This is a genomic window from Vibrio sp. B1-2 (assembly GCF_963888445.1).
Lineage (GTDB): Bacteria > Pseudomonadota > Gammaproteobacteria > Enterobacterales > Vibrionaceae > Vibrio > Vibrio anguillarum.
In genome coordinates this window covers 161,232-178,641 of record NZ_CAWPJH010000041.1, presented here as the reverse complement: position 1 = coordinate 178,641, position 17,410 = coordinate 161,232, and the positions used below count along the sequence as shown (strand labels likewise).

General features: G+C 46.1%; 18 protein-coding genes. 12 read left to right on the top strand and 6 right to left on the bottom strand.

The window, feature by feature from the left end; translation table 11 throughout:
• The first annotated feature begins 250 nt into the window (after positions 1-250).
• On the top strand, positions 251-577 hold the full coding sequence (metJ, locus tag AACQ75_RS14105) for a met regulon transcriptional regulator MetJ (RefSeq protein WP_010318342.1): 327 nt from the start codon (positions 251-253) through the stop codon (positions 575-577).
• Between the two features lie 149 nt (positions 578-726).
• On the opposite strand, the gene AACQ75_RS14100 is transcribed toward metJ, so the two are convergent.
• On the bottom strand, positions 727-2,004 hold the full coding sequence (locus tag AACQ75_RS14100) for a malic enzyme-like NAD(P)-binding protein (RefSeq protein ID WP_026027888.1): 1,278 nt from the start codon (positions 2,002-2,004) through the stop codon (positions 727-729).
• Between the two features lie 205 nt (positions 2,005-2,209).
• Positions 2,210-2,425 (bottom strand): 50S ribosomal protein L31, encoded by a 216-nt coding sequence (gene rpmE / locus AACQ75_RS14095; RefSeq protein ID WP_010318344.1) that lies wholly within the window; start codon positions 2,423-2,425, stop codon positions 2,210-2,212.
• Between the two features lie 268 nt (positions 2,426-2,693).
• On the opposite strand from rpmE, the gene priA reads away from it, so the two are divergent.
• The 7 genes from priA to rraA all read left to right on the top strand — a co-directional run bounded on the left by priA (position 2,694) and on the right by rraA (position 10,545).
• Positions 2,694-4,895, top strand: coding sequence for a primosomal protein N' (priA, locus tag AACQ75_RS14090; RefSeq protein WP_170888861.1), 2,202 nt, complete (start codon positions 2,694-2,696; stop codon positions 4,893-4,895).
• Positions 4,896-5,200: 305 nt separating this feature from the next.
• The gene (gene cytR, locus AACQ75_RS14085; RefSeq protein WP_017043195.1) at positions 5,201-6,208 is read left to right on the top strand and encodes a DNA-binding transcriptional regulator CytR; all 1,008 of its coding nucleotides are present in this window, start codon (positions 5,201-5,203) and stop codon (positions 6,206-6,208) included.
• Between the two features lie 102 nt (positions 6,209-6,310).
• Positions 6,311-6,853 (top strand): SPOR domain-containing protein, encoded by a 543-nt coding sequence (locus AACQ75_RS14080; protein WP_170888860.1) that lies wholly within the window; start codon positions 6,311-6,313, stop codon positions 6,851-6,853.
• A 120-nt stretch (positions 6,854-6,973) separates the two neighbouring features.
• A complete protein-coding gene (gene hslV / locus AACQ75_RS14075; protein WP_010317615.1) occupies positions 6,974-7,540 on the top strand; it encodes an ATP-dependent protease subunit HslV in 567 nt (188 codons plus the stop codon).
• Positions 7,541-7,575: 35 nt separating this feature from the next.
• Positions 7,576-8,907 (top strand): HslU--HslV peptidase ATPase subunit, encoded by a 1,332-nt coding sequence (gene hslU, locus AACQ75_RS14070; RefSeq protein ID WP_170888859.1) that lies wholly within the window; start codon positions 7,576-7,578, stop codon positions 8,905-8,907.
• A 122-nt stretch (positions 8,908-9,029) separates the two neighbouring features.
• Positions 9,030-9,947 (top strand): 1,4-dihydroxy-2-naphthoate polyprenyltransferase, encoded by a 918-nt coding sequence (locus tag AACQ75_RS14065; RefSeq protein ID WP_170888858.1) that lies wholly within the window; start codon positions 9,030-9,032, stop codon positions 9,945-9,947.
• 76 nt (positions 9,948-10,023) lie between these two features.
• The gene (gene rraA / locus AACQ75_RS14060; protein WP_026027418.1) at positions 10,024-10,545 is read left to right on the top strand and encodes a ribonuclease E activity regulator RraA; all 522 of its coding nucleotides are present in this window, start codon (positions 10,024-10,026) and stop codon (positions 10,543-10,545) included.
• A 105-nt stretch (positions 10,546-10,650) separates the two neighbouring features.
• Here rraA and AACQ75_RS14055 read toward each other — a convergent pair whose 3' ends face one another.
• Positions 10,651-11,988, bottom strand: coding sequence for an MATE family efflux transporter (locus AACQ75_RS14055; RefSeq protein ID WP_088729194.1), 1,338 nt, complete (start codon positions 11,986-11,988; stop codon positions 10,651-10,653).
• Between the two features lie 146 nt (positions 11,989-12,134).
• Positions 12,135-12,908, bottom strand: coding sequence for a triose-phosphate isomerase (gene tpiA / locus AACQ75_RS14050; protein WP_088729193.1), 774 nt, complete (start codon positions 12,906-12,908; stop codon positions 12,135-12,137).
• Between the two features lie 292 nt (positions 12,909-13,200).
• On the opposite strand from tpiA, the gene AACQ75_RS14045 reads away from it, so the two are divergent.
• Positions 13,201-13,548 (top strand): 5-carboxymethyl-2-hydroxymuconate Delta-isomerase, encoded by a 348-nt coding sequence (locus tag AACQ75_RS14045; protein ID WP_017043199.1) that lies wholly within the window; start codon positions 13,201-13,203, stop codon positions 13,546-13,548.
• A gap of 17 nt (positions 13,549-13,565) precedes the next feature.
• Positions 13,566-13,991 (top strand): DUF805 domain-containing protein, encoded by a 426-nt coding sequence (locus AACQ75_RS14040; RefSeq protein WP_029190043.1) that lies wholly within the window; start codon positions 13,566-13,568, stop codon positions 13,989-13,991.
• Positions 13,992-14,067: 76 nt separating this feature from the next.
• On the opposite strand, the gene AACQ75_RS14035 is transcribed toward AACQ75_RS14040, so the two are convergent.
• Both AACQ75_RS14035 and AACQ75_RS14030 read right to left on the bottom strand, forming a co-directional pair.
• On the bottom strand, positions 14,068-14,406 hold the full coding sequence (locus AACQ75_RS14035) for a DUF3135 domain-containing protein (RefSeq protein ID WP_170888857.1): 339 nt from the start codon (positions 14,404-14,406) through the stop codon (positions 14,068-14,070).
• 116 nt (positions 14,407-14,522) lie between these two features.
• A complete protein-coding gene (locus AACQ75_RS14030) occupies positions 14,523-15,140 on the bottom strand; it encodes a helix-turn-helix transcriptional regulator (protein ID WP_013855859.1) in 618 nt (205 codons plus the stop codon).
• 252 nt (positions 15,141-15,392) lie between these two features.
• On the opposite strand from AACQ75_RS14030, the gene AACQ75_RS14025 reads away from it, so the two are divergent.
• Both AACQ75_RS14025 and groL read left to right on the top strand, forming a co-directional pair.
• Positions 15,393-15,683, top strand: coding sequence for a co-chaperone GroES (locus AACQ75_RS14025; RefSeq protein WP_010317634.1), 291 nt, complete (start codon positions 15,393-15,395; stop codon positions 15,681-15,683).
• A gap of 69 nt (positions 15,684-15,752) precedes the next feature.
• The gene (gene groL, locus AACQ75_RS14020; RefSeq protein WP_013855861.1) at positions 15,753-17,387 is read left to right on the top strand and encodes a chaperonin GroEL; all 1,635 of its coding nucleotides are present in this window, start codon (positions 15,753-15,755) and stop codon (positions 17,385-17,387) included.
• The last annotated feature ends 23 nt before the right edge of the window (positions 17,388-17,410 follow it).

Below are 17,410 nucleotides of genomic sequence, written 5' to 3'. Positions count from 1 at the left end.
AACTTGAAGTTGCTGCGATGTTGGCTAGGTTCACCTACTTCAATAACATAGTCTGGCTGCCTTGACTTGCCGCTCTGCTGAAATTTCAAGTATTTCGGGTATCTCTTTGTCGATAATGGCACACTTTACTGAACTCAAAAGAAGACGTCAATATATCTAGACGTCTATATGTCTTTGCTTGTGGCGGTAAATCCCGCTAAAATCCAACTTTCAAATTTTTAACGACCAATTACGATAACGAAGGTGCGCAATGGCAGACTGGAATGGGGAATACATTAGCCCATATGCTGAACATGGGAAGAAGAGTGAGCAAGTCAAAAAAATCACCGTTTCAATCCCATTGAAAGTGTTGAAAGTATTAACTGATGAGCGCACTCGCCGTCAAATCAATAACTTACGCCACGCAACGAACAGTGAGCTGCTGTGTGAAGCCTTCTTGCATGCTTATACTGGTCAACCTTTACCGACCGACGAAGATTTGAGAAAAGATCGTCCAGACGATATTCCGACGGAAGCAAAAGCATTAATGACCGCCATGGGCATTGAATTTGAAGCGTATGATGATGAAGAAGTGTAGCGCGTAATTGCGGTACAACGAGATAAAATAGAGAGGATACTGGGTAAGTTGCCATTGTGACTTTGGCTCTGTGTCTCAGAATATAAAAAAACCGCTGAAAGTCAGCGGTTTTTTTTTCGAGCGAGGCATTTAGCCGCTCAAGCTTATGATTATTCTTGCATGTAATTGACAGGCATCTCGATTCGAGCGACGCCAGAGTCAACCGCTGCTTGAGCAACCGCTTTAGCAACACGAGGCAGTAGGCGTGGGTCCATCGGTTTTGGAATGATGTATTCAGGGCCGAAACTTAATGCTTTTACGCCTGCGGCTTTCAACACTTCAGCCGGCACTTCTTCTTTAGCCAGTTCACGTATCGCCTCAACTGCGGCTAGCTTCATTTGGTCATTAATTTCACTAGCACGGACATCCAAAGCGCCACGGAAAATAAATGGGAAGCACAACACGTTGTTGACTTGGTTTGGATAATCGCTACGACCTGTGCCGAGAATTAAATCATCACGTACCGCGCGTGCGAGTTCCGGTTTAATTTCTGGATCCGGGTTTGAGCAAGCAAATACGATCGGTTTATCGGCCATTAATTTTAGCGCTTCGGCAGGCAGCAGGTTGGGGCCTGACACACCTAGGAATAAGTCAGCGCCTTCAATCACATCTTCCAGTGTGCGTTTGTCGGTGTTATTAGCAAACAACTGCTTATATTCATTGATGTCATCGCGACGAGTATGAATCACACCTTTGCGATCAAGCATGTAGATTTTTTCACGCATTGCGCCGCACTTAATCAGTAGTTCCATGCAAGCGGTGGCTGCTGCGCCAGCGCCAAGACAGACGATAGTGCATTCGTTGAGTTTCTTGCCTTGCAGTTCAATCGCATTGAGCATGCCAGCTGCGGTAACAATCGCAGTGCCGTGTTGATCGTCATGGAAAACAGGCACATTACAGCGCTCGATCAAACGGCGTTCAATCTCAAAGCAATCTGGTGCTTTGATATCTTCTAAGTTGATGCCGCCAAAGGTGTCGGCGATGTTGGCAACCGTATCGACAAATTCATCGATTGTGCGGTGTTTTACTTCAATATCAATTGAATCAAGCCCAGCAAAGCGTTTAAACAGTAGCGCTTTTCCTTCCATGACGGGCTTGGAAGCCATCGGACCTAAGTTACCTAAACCAAGAATAGCCGTGCCGTTTGAGATCACAGCGACGGTGTTGCCTTTCGCAGTGTATTTATAAACGTTGTCGATGTTCTGTGCGATTTCACGAACCGGTTCAGCAACGCCCGGGCTGTAAGCTAGAGCAAGGTCTTCAGCCGAGTCGGCAGGCTTAGTTAATGAAATGGCAATTTTACCCGCGGTTGGGTAAGCATGGTAATCGAGTGCGCGTTGGCGAAATTGTTCTTCTGCCGTTAATTCTTGGTGAGTGTCATCAGACATAGGTATAAGTGCTCGTGTTGGATTGGAAAAGGTCCATAATTCTAATGGATGTCGCTCAAACTTCCTAGGCGGGAACCTGACGTGCTTCATCAAAAAATGGAGAAAATGTCGCAGATAAGACCAGTGCGTACTGACAACTATACAAAAAATGCCAACAAAAAAGGATGCCGAAGCATCCTTTTTTAATTTTCTAGCAAAAAAGAAATTATTTGCTAGAAAGAGCACCGAAACGCTTGTTGAAGCGATCTACACGGCCGCCGGTATCAACGATACGTTGCTTACCAGTGTAGAATGGGTGACATTTGTCACACACGTCTAGGTGGATAGAATCTTTGCCTAGCGTTGAGCTGAACTCGAAAGAGTTGCCGCAAGAACAAGTCGCGCTAACTGCTTTGTACTCTGGATGGATACCAGCTTTCATGGGATAACCTCAAATTGGGCCGCGTCGCTATCCGAATCTATGCCGGACACCACACGTAGTTAATAAAAAAATGTTGATACCGCTGACTGCTTAACATCAAGCAAGAAGCCATATCATCAAGGCGCGATATATTAATGAATCCTCTTCAGTGGATCAAGCCATTTCGCCGCTATTTTCGCCACATTTTTGTCCAATGACGAAGCTCGAATTTCGGTGACGCATCCAGTAGACTGTCTTTTCACATTTTTTGTAGAACGAACGGTCGATTATGCGCCCCACCATTGCACGCGTTGCCTTACCTGTCCCATTGGATAAGCAGTTTGATTATCAGATCCCAAGTCATCTGTTTCCGATTGTTGGTGGACGAGTGTCGGTGCCATTTGGTCGGCAAACTCTGGTGGGTATCGTCACCGCTATAGTCAGTGAGTCTGAGTTTTCAGTCGATCAATTAAAGCCGCTAAAAGTGGTGCTCGATAGCCAGCCAGTCTGGCCAGAGAAACTCTATCAATTGCTGTTATGGTGTAGCCAATTTTATCAATACCCATTAGGCGACACGTTATTTAATGCATTGCCTGGCGCATTACGCAAAGGGAAAGCGGCCGATTTTTCGACCTTAGTGGAGTGGCAACTGACGCCCAGTGGGCGCGATCAACTCATGCAAGGATTCGGGCGAGCGGTAAAGCAAGCCAAAGTGATGACGATGCTTGAGTCTGGCGCTGTGCCCCATCAACTGTTTATTGATGAAGAGGTAGGTAGCAGCGTACTCAAAACCTTACAAGAGAAAGGCTGGATAGAATCACTGGAAAAACGGCCGACACTGACGGCTTGGCCGCAAAATGTTGAAGCGGATGTGGAAAAGCCCAAGCTCAACCAAGAACAAGCGATCGCGATTGCTTCAATTAATAGCCATCACCATTTCGCATGCTATTTACTTGAAGGAGTCACCGGTTCAGGGAAAACCGAAGTTTATCTAAACTTAATCAAGCCCGTTTTAGAAAAAGGACGTCAGGCATTGGTACTGGTGCCTGAGATTGGTCTAACACCACAAACCATTAACCGCTTTCGTAAGCGATTTAATGTGCCAGTTGCCGTGGTCCACTCGGGGCTCAATGAAACCGAGCGCCTCAACGCGTGGTTAGCGGCGCGTGATAATATTGCGGGCATTATCATTGGTACTCGCTCAGCGCTGCTAACGCCTTTTGCAGACCTAGGTATCATCATTGTTGATGAAGAGCACGACGCTTCGTATAAACAGCAAGATAGCCTACGCTACCATGCAAGAGATGTTGCGGTAATGCGTGCAAACCTTGAGCAGATCCCGATTGTGCTTGGTTCTGCCACTCCAGCATTAGAAACGTTGCATAATGCATTGAGCGGCAAATATCATCACTTAAGCTTAACTCAGCGTGCGGGCGTAGCGGTTCCCACTAAAAACAAGGTGTTGGATGTGAAAGGCCTGTTTTTAGAGAGTGGTTTATCAGCGCCGCTGATTGCTGAGATGAGAAAACACCTCAGCGCAGGTAACCAAGTGATGCTGTTTCTCAATCGCCGCGGCTTCTCGCCCGCGCTGATGTGCCATGAATGCGGTTGGATTGCCGAGTGTAAACGTTGCGATGCGTACTATACCTTTCACCAATATAGCAGTGACATGCGTTGTCACCATTGTGGCTCGCAACGTCCGGTGGTTCATCAGTGTCAAGGTTGTGGTTCCACTCAGTTGGTTACGGTTGGGGTAGGTACCGAGCAACTTGAAGCGCAACTGGCGCAGCTTTTCCCCGAATATAAAACGGTGCGTATTGATCGCGATAGTACGCGTCGTAAAGGCAGTTTAGAAAGTGCGTTATCATCGATTCGCCAAGGTGAGTATCAGATTTTAATTGGCACGCAGATGCTCGCTAAAGGACACCATTTTCCCGATGTGACTTTAGTAGCGTTATTGGATGTGGATGGTTCGCTATACAGCAGTGATTTTCGCGCCGCCGAACGCTTGGCGCAGCTATTTACTCAAGTGGCAGGTCGAGCAGGGCGCGCTAGTAAACCCGGCGAAGTGATTTTACAAACGCATCACCCGGAACACAGTTTGCTGCAAGCATTGTTGCAAAAGGATTATCGTCATTTTGCAGAAACCGCGTTAGAAGAGCGGAAAATAGCGATGTTGCCACCTTACACCTATCTCACACTGTTTAAAGCGGAATCCAATCAAGCTTCGATGGTGGAAGAGTTTTTACGCCAAATTAGGCATACGTTAGAAGCGCATCCGTTATTTGATGATTCGTGCTTAGTATTAGGGCCAACCCCAGCCCCATTGGCGAAAAGAGCGGGCAAATATCGCTGGCAGTTATTACTGCAAACTCAGCATCGCTCCAAAATGCAAAAACTATTGATGAGTGCTAAGCCTGCGATTGGACTGTTACCATTAGCCAAGAAAATTCGCTGGTCGTTAGATATTGAACCGCAAGATCTCAGTTAAACCTCCGTAGCGTTTTCGATGAAATGAGATGTAACATATTGAAGCAATCGAGTGCTAAAACGGTTACTGTTATTTTTGTCAGCCTATTTAATCCTCTCTAATGTGAGTGGCTTCACGCTTATTATGTAAAATTTGTTAATCTGACCGTAACTTTCTGGGTGGAAATGAATAGACTATCACTCATATATCCGCTGTGAATAACAGCTCAGCGTTCAAAATGGATAACCAGATTTTACAACCGGATTTTATAAACATAACAACGGGTGATTTCAGCCCAGTAACAACTTTTAAAGAGGTTAATTTCTATGGCGACAATGAAGGATGTTGCCCAGCTTGCAGGTGTATCAACCGCCACAGTATCTAGGGCGTTGATGAACCCTGAAAAAGTATCATCTTCAACGCGAAAGCGTGTCGAAGATGCTGTTTTGGAAGCTGGTTACTCACCAAATTCTCTCGCTCGCAACTTACGCCGTAATGAATCTAAAACCATTGTCGCTATCGTGCCTGATATTTGTGACCCTTACTTCACAGAGATCATTCGTGGTATCGAAGATGCGGCGATGGAACATGGTTATTTAGTACTGTTGGGTGATAGTGGTCAGCAGAAAAAGCGAGAAAGTTCGTTAGTTAACCTCGTATTTACTAAGCAGGCCGATGGCATGTTGTTGCTGGGAACTGATTTGCCGTTTGATGTTAGTAAGCCGGAGCAAAAAAACCTGCCACCTATGGTCATGGCATGTGAATTTGCGCCAGAACTTGAGTTGCCGACGGTACATATTGATAACCTTACTTCAGCGTTTGAAGCGGTGAACTATTTGACGCAGCTCGGGCACAAACGCATCGCGCAAATATCGGGGCCAGCAGAGGCCACGCTGTGTAAGTTCCGCCATCAAGGTTATCAACAAGCTTTACGCCGCGCAGGAATTACCATGAACCCTAATTATTGCACTTATGGTGATTTTACTTTTGAAGCTGGGGCTAAAGCACTGCGCCAATTATTGGCGTTATCTGAGCCACCCACAGCCATTTTTAGTCATAATGACAGTATGGCGATCGGTGTCATTAAGGAAGCCAAAAAATTGGGTTTGCGCGTTCCACAAGATATTTCAGTGGTGGGATTTGATGATATTCAATTTGCGCTCTACTGCGATCCACCGTTAACGACCATCTCACAGCCGCGCTATGAGATAGGGCGTCAAGCGATGCTCATGATGCTCGATCTTCTTCGCGGTCAAGAGGTTGGCGCAGGTTCTCGACTATTAGAAACCAAGTTAGTGATTCGAGAAAGCGCAGCGCCTCCTCGCTTGAGCTAACCACATGCAGCGCATTTTTGATGCGCTGCAACTCTTTCAACACTATTAAGTCGTTGGAAACTGCATTAACATTGGCACAAACCATCAACTTTTGAATTCTCTGTGGCTAATAAAGATTATGTAAGGCGCGGTCGTAGTCCGAAAAAGCCTACCCCGAAAAAAACAGCTCCACGTCGTAAACCTTGGCGTAGTGGCTTATTGGCACTGTTGCTCGTTTCCGGTTTTGGTTATGGGCTGTTCTTACTCAACCGTGATCCTGAGCCGCCTCAAGCGGTTGTGGTTCCTACAAAACCAGTCGCAAAACCTAAGCCAGAGAAAGTGATCCCACCGCCCCCAGAGGAAAAATGGGATTACGTGGATAGCTTGCCGAAACGTGAAGTAGAAGTGGTAGCCAAAGAACAAAAAGTGTCTGAAATCCCTTATATCATGCAGTGTGGGGCGTACAAAACCTCGGCACAGGCTGAAAGCCGTAAACTTGATATCGCGTTTCAGGGTTTAAAAAGTGAAATCCGAAAAACGGAAGGCAGCAGTTGGTATCGCGTGGTATTAGGGCCATACAAATATAAGCGTGATGCGCAGCGTGACGAGCATAAATTACAACGCGCTAAAATTGAGCCGTGCGCCATTTGGACTGAACCACAATAAGAGCGATCACTCACCGCATCCAATCGATTCGCGGTGAGTGTTTTTTGTGACTTGAAATCTTCCCCAACCATCCTCATATATTTGCTAACTCCATCGTGAAAACAAATAAGAGGTCCTGTCGTGACTACCATCGTCTCTGTACGTCGTAATAATAAAGTTGTCATCGCCGGTGACGGACAAGTATCGCTCGGTAATACCGTAATGAAAGGCAACGCGCGCAAGGTTCGCCGTCTGTACAATAATCAAGTCTTGGCAGGGTTTGCAGGTGGCACAGCCGATGCGTTTACCTTGTTTGAGCGCTTTGAAAGTAAGCTGCAAATGCATCAAGGTCATCTTACTAAGGCCGCGGTTGAGCTGGCAAAAGATTGGCGTAGTGACCGAGCACTGCGTAAGCTAGAAGCGATTTTAGCGGTGGCAGATGAAACGGCATCACTCATTATTACGGGCAATGGTGACGTCGTTCAACCAGAAAACGACCTGATTGCTATCGGTTCGGGTGGTAATTTTGCCCAAGCTGCGGCGACCGCATTATTAGAAAATACCGATTTAGATGCACGTGAAATCGCTGAAAAAGCACTGAAAATTGCGGGCGACATTTGCGTGTTTACCAACCATTTCCACACTATCGAAGAACTAGAAATACCGGCGGAATTGCTACTGCAACAAACAGTGACCACCGAAAAATAAAGACAGTGTTAGGGTAAAGAATTAAGGAAAATCTGATGTCTGAAATGACTCCACGTGAAATTGTTCACGAATTAAATCGCCATATTATTGGTCAAGATAAAGCCAAACGTTCGGTGGCGATTGCGCTGCGTAATCGCTGGCGTCGCATGCAGCTCGAAGAGAGCTTGCGCGCCGAAGTAACGCCGAAAAACATTTTGATGATTGGTCCAACTGGGGTGGGAAAAACGGAAATTGCTCGTCGTCTCGCCAAGCTTGCCAACGCACCATTTATTAAAGTGGAAGCGACCAAATTTACCGAAGTGGGTTATGTTGGTAAAGAAGTGGAAACCATTATTCGCGATTTAACCGATGTTGCGGTAAAAATGACTCACCAGCAAGCGATGGAAAAAGTGCAATTTCGCGCGCAAGAGCAAGCAGAAGAGCGTATTTTAGATGCTTTATTGCCGCCAGCTCGTGATGCTTGGGGAGAGAATGAAAAGGGCGAAGAGAGCTCGAACACTCGCCAAATCTTCCGTAAAAAGTTGCGTGAAGGAAAGCTCGACGACAAAGAGATTGAAATCAATGTCGCTGTCCCTCAAATGGGGGTTGAAATTATGGCACCTCCAGGCATGGAAGAGATGACCAATCAGCTGCAAGGTTTGTTTCAGAACCTTGCAGGGGATACCAAGAAAAAACGCAAACTCAAAATCAAAGAGGCCTTCAAAGCTTTGACTGAGGAAGAAGCGGCAAAATTGGTCAATCAGGAAGAGCTGAAAGATCAAGCTATTTTTAATGTTGAAAATAACGGTATTGTCTTCATCGATGAGATTGACAAAATCTGTAAACGCGGCGAAAGCTCAGGTCAAGATGTATCGCGTGAAGGGGTGCAACGTGATTTGCTACCTTTGATTGAGGGCAGTACCGTCTCGACTAAGCACGGCATGGTTAAAACTGATCATATCCTCTTTATTACGTCGGGTGCATTCCAAGTGGCGAAGCCCTCTGATTTAATCCCCGAGTTGCAAGGCCGCTTGCCGATTCGCGTCGAACTTGAAGCATTATCGAGCCATGACTTTAAACGTATTTTGACTGAGCCGAAAGCCTCTCTGACCGAGCAGTATATTGCGCTGATGAAGACGGAAGATGTGAGTATTGAATTCACTGAAGATGGCATCACTCAAATTGCGGAAGCCGCGTGGAAAGTGAATGAAACCACGGAAAATATCGGCGCACGTCGCCTGCATACCGTGATGGAGCGTTTGATGGATGAAATCTCATTTGATGCAACAGAAAAACCGGGCTCCTCAATGATTATCGATGCCGACTACGTCAAGCAGCGCCTAGGTGAGTTAGTCGAGAATGAAGATTTGAGCCGCTTTATTCTTTAGCTGGTCGAATGGTCAGTACACTGTTTGTAGCCCGTCCAAAGTGACGGGCTTTTTATTGCCGTGTTATACTCGCCAGCAGAACAGTATATACTGACCCCTTTTTTGAACGGCAGTGACCTTGCATGAAGAATTCGCTCCATATCTGGCTTGATGCGGCCAGGCCTAAAACGCTCCCTCTCGCGCTAGTTTCTATTTTAACGGGCAGCGCGTTAGCTTTCTCATCGGGCCATTTTTCGTTGCCAGTAGCGCTGCTTGCTCTGCTTACCGCAACTTTATTACAAATCTTATCCAACCTTGCAAATGATTATGGTGATGCGGTCAAGGGTACGGATAATGAGGCTCGCTTAGGGCCAATCAGAGCGATTCAATCCGGTGCGGTGACGCTCGATGATATGAAGCAAGCGATGCTGATTAACATCACATTGACGGTTATCTCGGGTTTGGTGTTGATTTTTTATGCACTGGATAGCGTGCAAAGTATTCTGGCTTTTGTCGGGCTTGGCGTGCTCGCTATTGTGGCCGCGATTGCTTACACAGTCGGTAACAAACCCTACGGCTATGTCGGCTTAGGTGATTTATCCGTATTCATTTTCTTTGGTTTACTTGGGGTGTCTGGAACCTATTTCTTGCATACCGGCCATGTGGAATCGAGCCTGTTCTTACCCGCGTTAGGCTGTGGCTTATTGGCGGTCGCTGTGCTCAATGTCAATAATATGCGTGATATTGAAAATGATGCAGTTTGCGGTAAAAAAACCGTTGCCGTACGTCTTGGGCAAACGCGCGCCAAGCAATATCACTTTATGCTATTGGCGGGTGCGGTGATCGCTTTTGCTTGGTATTTAGTGATGCAAAGCAGCCCAACGTGGATAAGTTTGCCCTTTTTGTTGAGCATTGTGGTAGTGGTAAAACACAGTAAAGCGGTGTGGGTGAGTGATCAACCTGCGCAGATAGCACCTATGATGCCCGCTATCGTCAAATGTTCACTGATCACCAACTTGTTGTTTGTTGGAATTGTTATAGCTCAAACTCTGACGAGTTAATTGTCGCTTGTCATTGCAATGACTTAATGACCCTATATACTCGGTGAAGATAATTTTCGGCAAGAGAAGAACCATTATGGAATACAACACCTCTGCGTTATGTGATATTTATCTCGACCAAGTCGATGTGGTGGAGCCAATGTTTAGTAACTTTGGTGGAAGCGCATCCTTTGCTGGCCAGCTTACGACGATTAAATGTTTTGAAGATAATGGCTTAATCCGTGAAGTATTAGAGCAAGATGGGCTAGGACGGGTGCTGTTAATTGATGGTGGTGGTTCACTGCGCCGTGCGCTGATTGATGCAGAATTGGCCGCTCTTGCTGAAGAAAATGAGTGGGAAGGCATCGTTGTTTACGGTTGTGTCCGCGAAGTGGATGAACTCGAAGAGATGAGCATCGGCATTCAAGCGCTCGCCTCTATTCCTGTTGGAGCATCCAATCAAGGTATCGGTGAAGTGGATGTTCCTGTCAATTTTGGTGGCGTCACTTTCCTACCTGAAGATTATTTATACGCTGATAATACGGGTATTATTTTATCTCCTGAGCCTTTAAATGTGGATATGGACTTAGATGATGACCTTGACGAGATTGAAGAGTAGTTTCTCGCGCTGAAAGGCGATGTTTCTAAGTGATAAAGCCAGCGTGAATGCTGGCTTTTTTATATTTAGTTCACCACGACGTGCTCAACCAGATAAATGGTAGCATTAGCGAAACAGGTAAGTTCGTTTTAGACGCAGGGCGTAGTAATAACCCAGCAGCCCACCTAAGGTATTGCCTGCGGCAATACCGATAAACAGCCCTTCGACATCATAGAGATACGAACCTAACCACGCGGCAGGAAGAGTGAACACAAATAGCCGCATCACGCTCCACTGAAAGGCGCGCATGGGTTGATGCAATGCATTCAATCCAGAGACAAGCATCATCACAATGCCTTGAAAGCCATAGCTCAGTGGCACCACCAGCAAATAGTGCCACAATAGATCGCGCACCGAGGGCTCTTGAGAAAATAGGGCTGACAAAGGGATGCTCAGCGGTACCATCATCGCAAAAATCATCAATTGGAATACGATAGAAAAACGCATGCTGAGGAACAGGCCAGCAAAGCTACGCTCGATATTTTTTGCGCCGATGTTTTGTGCCATAAAGGGAGTCAGTGCTGAGGTTAGTGACATCAAGACCAAAATGAGTATCGACTCAATACGCTGCGCGGCGCCGTAAGCGGCTACTGCAGCCGTGCCATGACTGGCCAGCATCATCATTAATAGCGCGCCAGAGAGTGGATTCATTGCATTGGAGAGTGCCGCTGGTGTGCCCACTTTTAAGATCTGCTGCCAATCATGCCATAAAGTAGGAAAATACGGCCATGCCAATAATTTTTCTCTTTTGATTAAGACATATAGCGATCCACACAGTGCGCCTAACCAACTGAATGCACTGGCAATAGCAGCACCTTGGATTCCTAATTCAGGGAAAGGGCCATAACCAAAAATCAGCAGCGGATCGAGCAGACCGTTAATACAACCTGCGAGCATCATAATTTTAGCCGGTGTTTTGGTGTCACCCGTGGCTCGAATTGCGCTGTTACCAGCCATGGGAATAACGAGCAAAGGAATAGTCAAATACCAAACCTGCATGTATTGCTCAATCAAAGGAATTAAATCGTCAGTGGCACCAAGCAGTAGGAAGAGTGGCTTAATGGTCAGTAACCCCAGAATTGAAGCGAATGTCACCAGCACCACAGCCAGCAACACGCCGTGACTAGAAAAACGCGCCGCATTTTTAGCGTCACCTTGACCGAGTAAGCGGCCAATACTCGTCGAAAGTCCAATACCAATTCCCATGGTAATGCAGTTGACCGCAAAGGTGACGGGAAAGGTAAAACTGATGGCGGCAAGAGATTCGGTGCCCAACAGTGAGATAAAAAAGGTGTCGACCAAGTTAAACATCAAAATCGCGATCAAACCAAAAATCATTGGGATCGTCATTTGACTGAGCACATTTGGAATTGGGGCGGTTAATAGGCCGTGTTTATCGTGCATTACTGGCAACGTAGGTTAAGCAAAACGTTAGGATACTTGATTCTGGCGATCGCGACTATAGCTGCTAGGATGGGAAGCGTGACGAGAGTGAAGAAACAAAAAGGCCAGCAAATGCTGACCTTCGTAATGATAATTAGTGTGAATAGTTACGCTTTTTTCGCTTCAGCTGCTGCTTTTGCGATAGCTGCAAAGCTTTTCGCATCAAGTGCTGCGCCGCCAACTAGAGCACCATCAATGTCTGGTTGTGCGAAGTAAGCTGCTGCATTTTCAGGTTTTACAGAACCGCCGTATTGGATAACGACATTCTTCGCGACTGCTTCTGATTTTGCAGCAATGTGCGCGCGAATGGCAGCGTGAATACGTTGAGCATCATCTGCTGTTGCTGCTTTACCTGTGCCGATCGCCCAGATTGGTTCGTAAGCGATGATCGCGCCTTCTAGCGCTTCAACACCTTGGGTGTTGATCACAGCGTCAAGTTGACGTGCACATACGGCTACTGTTTCGCCAGCTTCGTTTTGTGCTTCAGATTCACCGATACAAAGTACTGGTGTTAGGCCATTTTCTTTTAGGAATGCAAATTTTTGCGCCACAAATTCATCGGATTCGTTGTGGTATTCACGACGCTCTGAGTGACCAATGATGATGTGTGTTGCACCGAATTCTTTCAGCATTGCTGGAGACATATCGCCAGTGAATGCGCCACTGTTGTGTACGTCGCTGTTTTGGGCACCCAGAATGATCGCGCTACCCGCATCGGTCAGAGTGCGCTCTGCTAGGTCAATAAAAAGTGCTGGTGGAGCAACGGCTACGTCAACACCAGTTACGCCTTCAAGCTCTGTATTCAGACCATTTAGCAGCTCAACAACCATCTCTTTGCTGCCGTTTAGTTTCCAGTTACCCATAACTACAGGATGACGCATAGGAATATCTCCATTATCTATCAAAGTTAAAATGAATGAATGTCAAAAATAAACGTGATTGCGAAAGAATATAACAGATAAAATCGGTCAGATCATGATTCGAGTCATGACTTTATGGGATCTTAGGCAATGCGTGACACCCCTTATCAGTGATCAGATAGACAGAATAGTCGATAATGGCTCGGATTTTACGAGATTAATTGCTATTAGTGGCTGTTAAAAGAAAAGCTAGTGATACCAATAAGGCTCACTAGTGTTGAAATTTGATCATGAATGAAGAAAAGGAATTCGTATGCCCAACCTTGTTATGGAATACTCGAACTCTGTGGATGAACGTGTGAATGTTCAAGGGTTATTGGAAGATCTTCACCAAGTCGCACTTCGCTGCGGATTATTTGACGCTGACTCAGTGAAATCACGGGCGCTACGCTGCCACCATTGGTGCATTGGTGAAGAGGGCGACAGTGTTGATTTTATTCACCTCAGCTTTGATTTGCTGTCAGGGCGGACACCTGAACAAAAAAGAGAGTTGTCACGTCAATTAATGGCGGTATTGCAACAGCAAGCTAGTCAAGTCAGGAGTCTGACCGTGAATGTGCGTGATATGGATAAAGATTGCTTCCAAAAGGTTGTAAATTAACCATTTTAGGTAACAAGATGTCAATTAAAGAACTGCTATTTTCATTTCAAGGACGCATCGGGCGCAAAGTATTTTGGATGTGGAATCTCTGTTATTACGCGTCCATTATGGGCTTCGCACTCGCTGCAAACCAAATGTTTCCTGCCTATACGCACCTGATCTTGCCGCTGTTTTTGCTAGTGGTGTTACTGCCTGATTTGGCCATCACGGTAAAACGTTGGCATGACAGAGATAAGTCTGCTTGGTGGTTATTGCTTAATGTCCCTTTGGTGATAGGCCGTATGAGTATGCCTTTTGCCAGTGCCGAGATTGCCACTCAAGCCAGTATGACAGAGTCATTGGTATCGCTGGTCGCACTGGTTTGTGGCTCATGGATTTTAGTCGAATGTGGTTTTATGAAGGGAACGCAAAGCCGCAACCGCTACGGACCTGAACCAGAGTAAACTTGATAGAAAAAAATTGATGAAACAACAGGAGGCCAATGCCTCCTGTTGTTTTAAAAAGCTTCAAATAGCGAGGTTAACGCCAGTCGCTGTGGTGCGGCACAAATGGAATGATGGTCGCGCTCGGTTGAGTGCGCGCCGATTCGCCATCTAAGGCATTTCTAAATTTCATCATCTGTTCGCCGAGCTCACGCATCAGCATAACATTAGCATGGACAGGGTTTTTGCATTGGCTCACCACCAAGTCAATGTGACTTTGCTGAGCCCATAACCTGTCTTGCATGTTGTTGGAAGAGGAGAGGATCATCTCTTCACAGATATCTTTTTTCAGTTGCGTAAAGGCATCTGGATTATGTTTGGCAAGTTCAACCAACTCATCAAAAGAAGGTAAGGCCTGTTTTTGAGGGGGCTCCATATCTTTCTCCTTTACACTATTTCTCTGTTGATTATTTTATCAACACAATGAAAGCATAACCGATCAATAAGGTAGGAGTTGGAACGAAATCGCCATTTCTTACTAATGAGACGATCTTAGCGTGGTGTGATTTGATAACGGCAGCGACGCTCACCCATAATGATGTGTTCGCTCCGCTCAACTACATATTGCTCACCGATCAACGTTTGGAAAATATTAAGTTCAGATTGGCACAGATTAGGGCAGCGTGCCGCAGCTTTACAGATAGGGCAATGGTTCTCAATTAAAGTGTAACCGTTCGTTGATGGTATGAGCTCTGCCATATAGCCTTCTTGCTCACGAAGCGTCACTAGCTTAGCTAGTTTTTCTTCTAAACTGTGGCAATCAATTAATGCGTGTTGATACTGTGCTAATGTGTGAGCTTCACGTTCTGCCGCCACTTTGGCTAGTCCTTCTTTACCAAAAAGGTGCTCAACAGCATCAATCACTTGGATGATCAACTCGCCATGCCGATCAGCAAATTGGTCGTGGCCTTGTTGTGTCAAAGACCAGTGTCGAGTAGGGCGTCCGACTTTTACTTTGACATCATGAAACGCCACAATGCCATCATCTTCCAAACTTTGTAGGTGCTGGCGAGCCCCCATGGTGGTAATTCCTAGGTCGTCGGCCAGTCGTTTAGCGGTTACCGCTCCATCGCGTTTGATGGTTTGAAGTATTCGGTCAATGGTTTTCATCGCATTCCTCTGTTTGCCTTATCTATTATGAAGAAGCAGCTTAATAAAGCAAATTATTGACTATACAGGATGAGCCGCTAGTAACTTTTGTCAGCACAGAACCAAGATTCGCTATCAATTCGTTAAATAGATCACAAAATTTTCGTTTTCCCCCCTTGGGATCCCTTGCTTGCTCCCCCACATATCACTCACGAGCTGAGTAATCAGCCTTTTCATAAACCTAACGGAAAATCTAATCAGGAGAGACGACCGATGAACATTCGTCCATTACACGACCGAGTTATCGTTGAACGCCAAGAAGTTGAATCTAAATCTGCTGGTGGCATTGTTCTAACAGGTTCCGCTGCAGAGAAATCGACTCGCGGCGTCATCTTAGCAGTAGGCAAAGGCCGAATCCTTGAAAATGGTTCGGTACAACCGCTGGATGTCAAAGTAGGTGATACGGTTATTTTTGCAGAAAGCTACGGTACTAAAACGGAAAAGATCGACGGTAAAGAAGTGCTCATTATGTCTGAAAACGACATCATGGCGATTGTCGAGTAAGCATTGAGTAATTTTTGCTCTGATTCAAAAACGATTGATTAAAACAGAATTTAGAAAAGGAAATTAAAGATGGCTGCTAAAGACGTTAAATTTGGTAACGATGCACGTATTAAAATGCTAGAAGGCGTTAATATTCTAGCCGATGCAGTAAAAGTCACCCTTGGCCCTAAAGGCCGTAACGTTGTGATAGATAAATCGTTTGGTTCACCTATTATCACCAAAGATGGTGTCACTGTTGCGCGTGAAATTGAACTGGAAGACAAATTCCAGAACATGGGTGCACAAATGGTGAAAGAAGTTGCTTCTCAAGCTAACGATGCAGCGGGTGACGGAACGACAACCGCAACGGTATTAGCGCAAGCGATCATCACTGAAGGCTTGAAAGCTGTAGCGGCGGGTATGAACCCAATGGATCTTAAGCGTGGCATCGACAAAGCTGTCGTGGCGGCGGTTGAAGCGTTGAAAGAGCTTTCAGTACCTTGTTCAGACACTAAAGCGATTGCGCAAGTGGGTACTATTTCTGCAAACTCGGATTCAAGCGTGGGTAACATCATTGCTGAAGCGATGGAAAAAGTGGGCCGAGATGGCGTTATCACTGTTGAAGAAGGTCAAGCACTGCAAGATGAACTCGATGTCGTGGAAGGTATGCAGTTTGATCGTGGTTACCTATCTCCTTACTTCATTAATAACCAAGAAGCGGGCAGTGTTGATCTAGATAGCCCATTCATCCTATTGGTTGATAAGAAAATTTCTAACATTCGCGAACTGCTTCCTGCACTTGAAGCGGTAGCAAAAGCTTCTCGTCCACTACTGATTGTGGCGGAAGATGTTGAAGGTGAAGCATTGGCGACGCTGGTTGTGAACAACATGCGTGGCATTGTAAAAGTTGCTGCCGTGAAAGCACCTGGTTTTGGTGATCGCCGTAAAGCGATGCTGCAAGACATTGCTACCCTAACGGGCGGTACTGTGATTTCTGAAGAGATCGGTCTTGAGCTTGAAAAAGTGACCTTGGAAGATCTAGGCCAAGCGAAGCGCATCTCTATCACTAAAGAAAACACCACCATCATTGATGGTGCGGGTGAAGAGCAAGCCATTAAAGGTCGCGTTGCACAAATTCGTCAACAAATTGAAGACGCAACTTCAGATTACGACAAAGAAAAACTACAAGAACGCGTGGCCAAACTGGCAGGTGGCGTTGCAGTGATCAAAGTCGGTGCAACCACTGAAGTTGAAATGAAAGAGAAGAAAGATCGCGTAGAAGATGCACTGCATGCAACTCGCGCAGCCGTTGAAGAAGGCGTGGTTGCGGGTGGTGGTGTTGCACTGATCCGTGCGGCTGCTAAAGTTGCGGGTCTTGAAGGTGACAACGAAGAGCAAAACGTAGGTATTCGTGTTGCACTACGTGCGATGGAAGCACCAATTCGTCAAATCGTGAAAAACGCGGGCGAAGAGGATTCTGTTGTGGCTAACAATGTTCGCGCTGGTGAAGGTAACTATGGTTACAACGCTGCGACGGGTGAATATGGCGATATGATCGACATGGGTATTTTGGATCCAACCAAAGTGACTCGCAGTGCGCTACAGTTCGCAGCTTCAGTCGCGGGCCTCATGATCACCACAGAAGCTATGGTGACTGAGCTACCGAAGAAAGAAGCGGCAATGCCTGATATGGGCGGCATGGGCGGTATGGGAGGGATGATGTAATCATCCTCTCTCAATAAGAAACC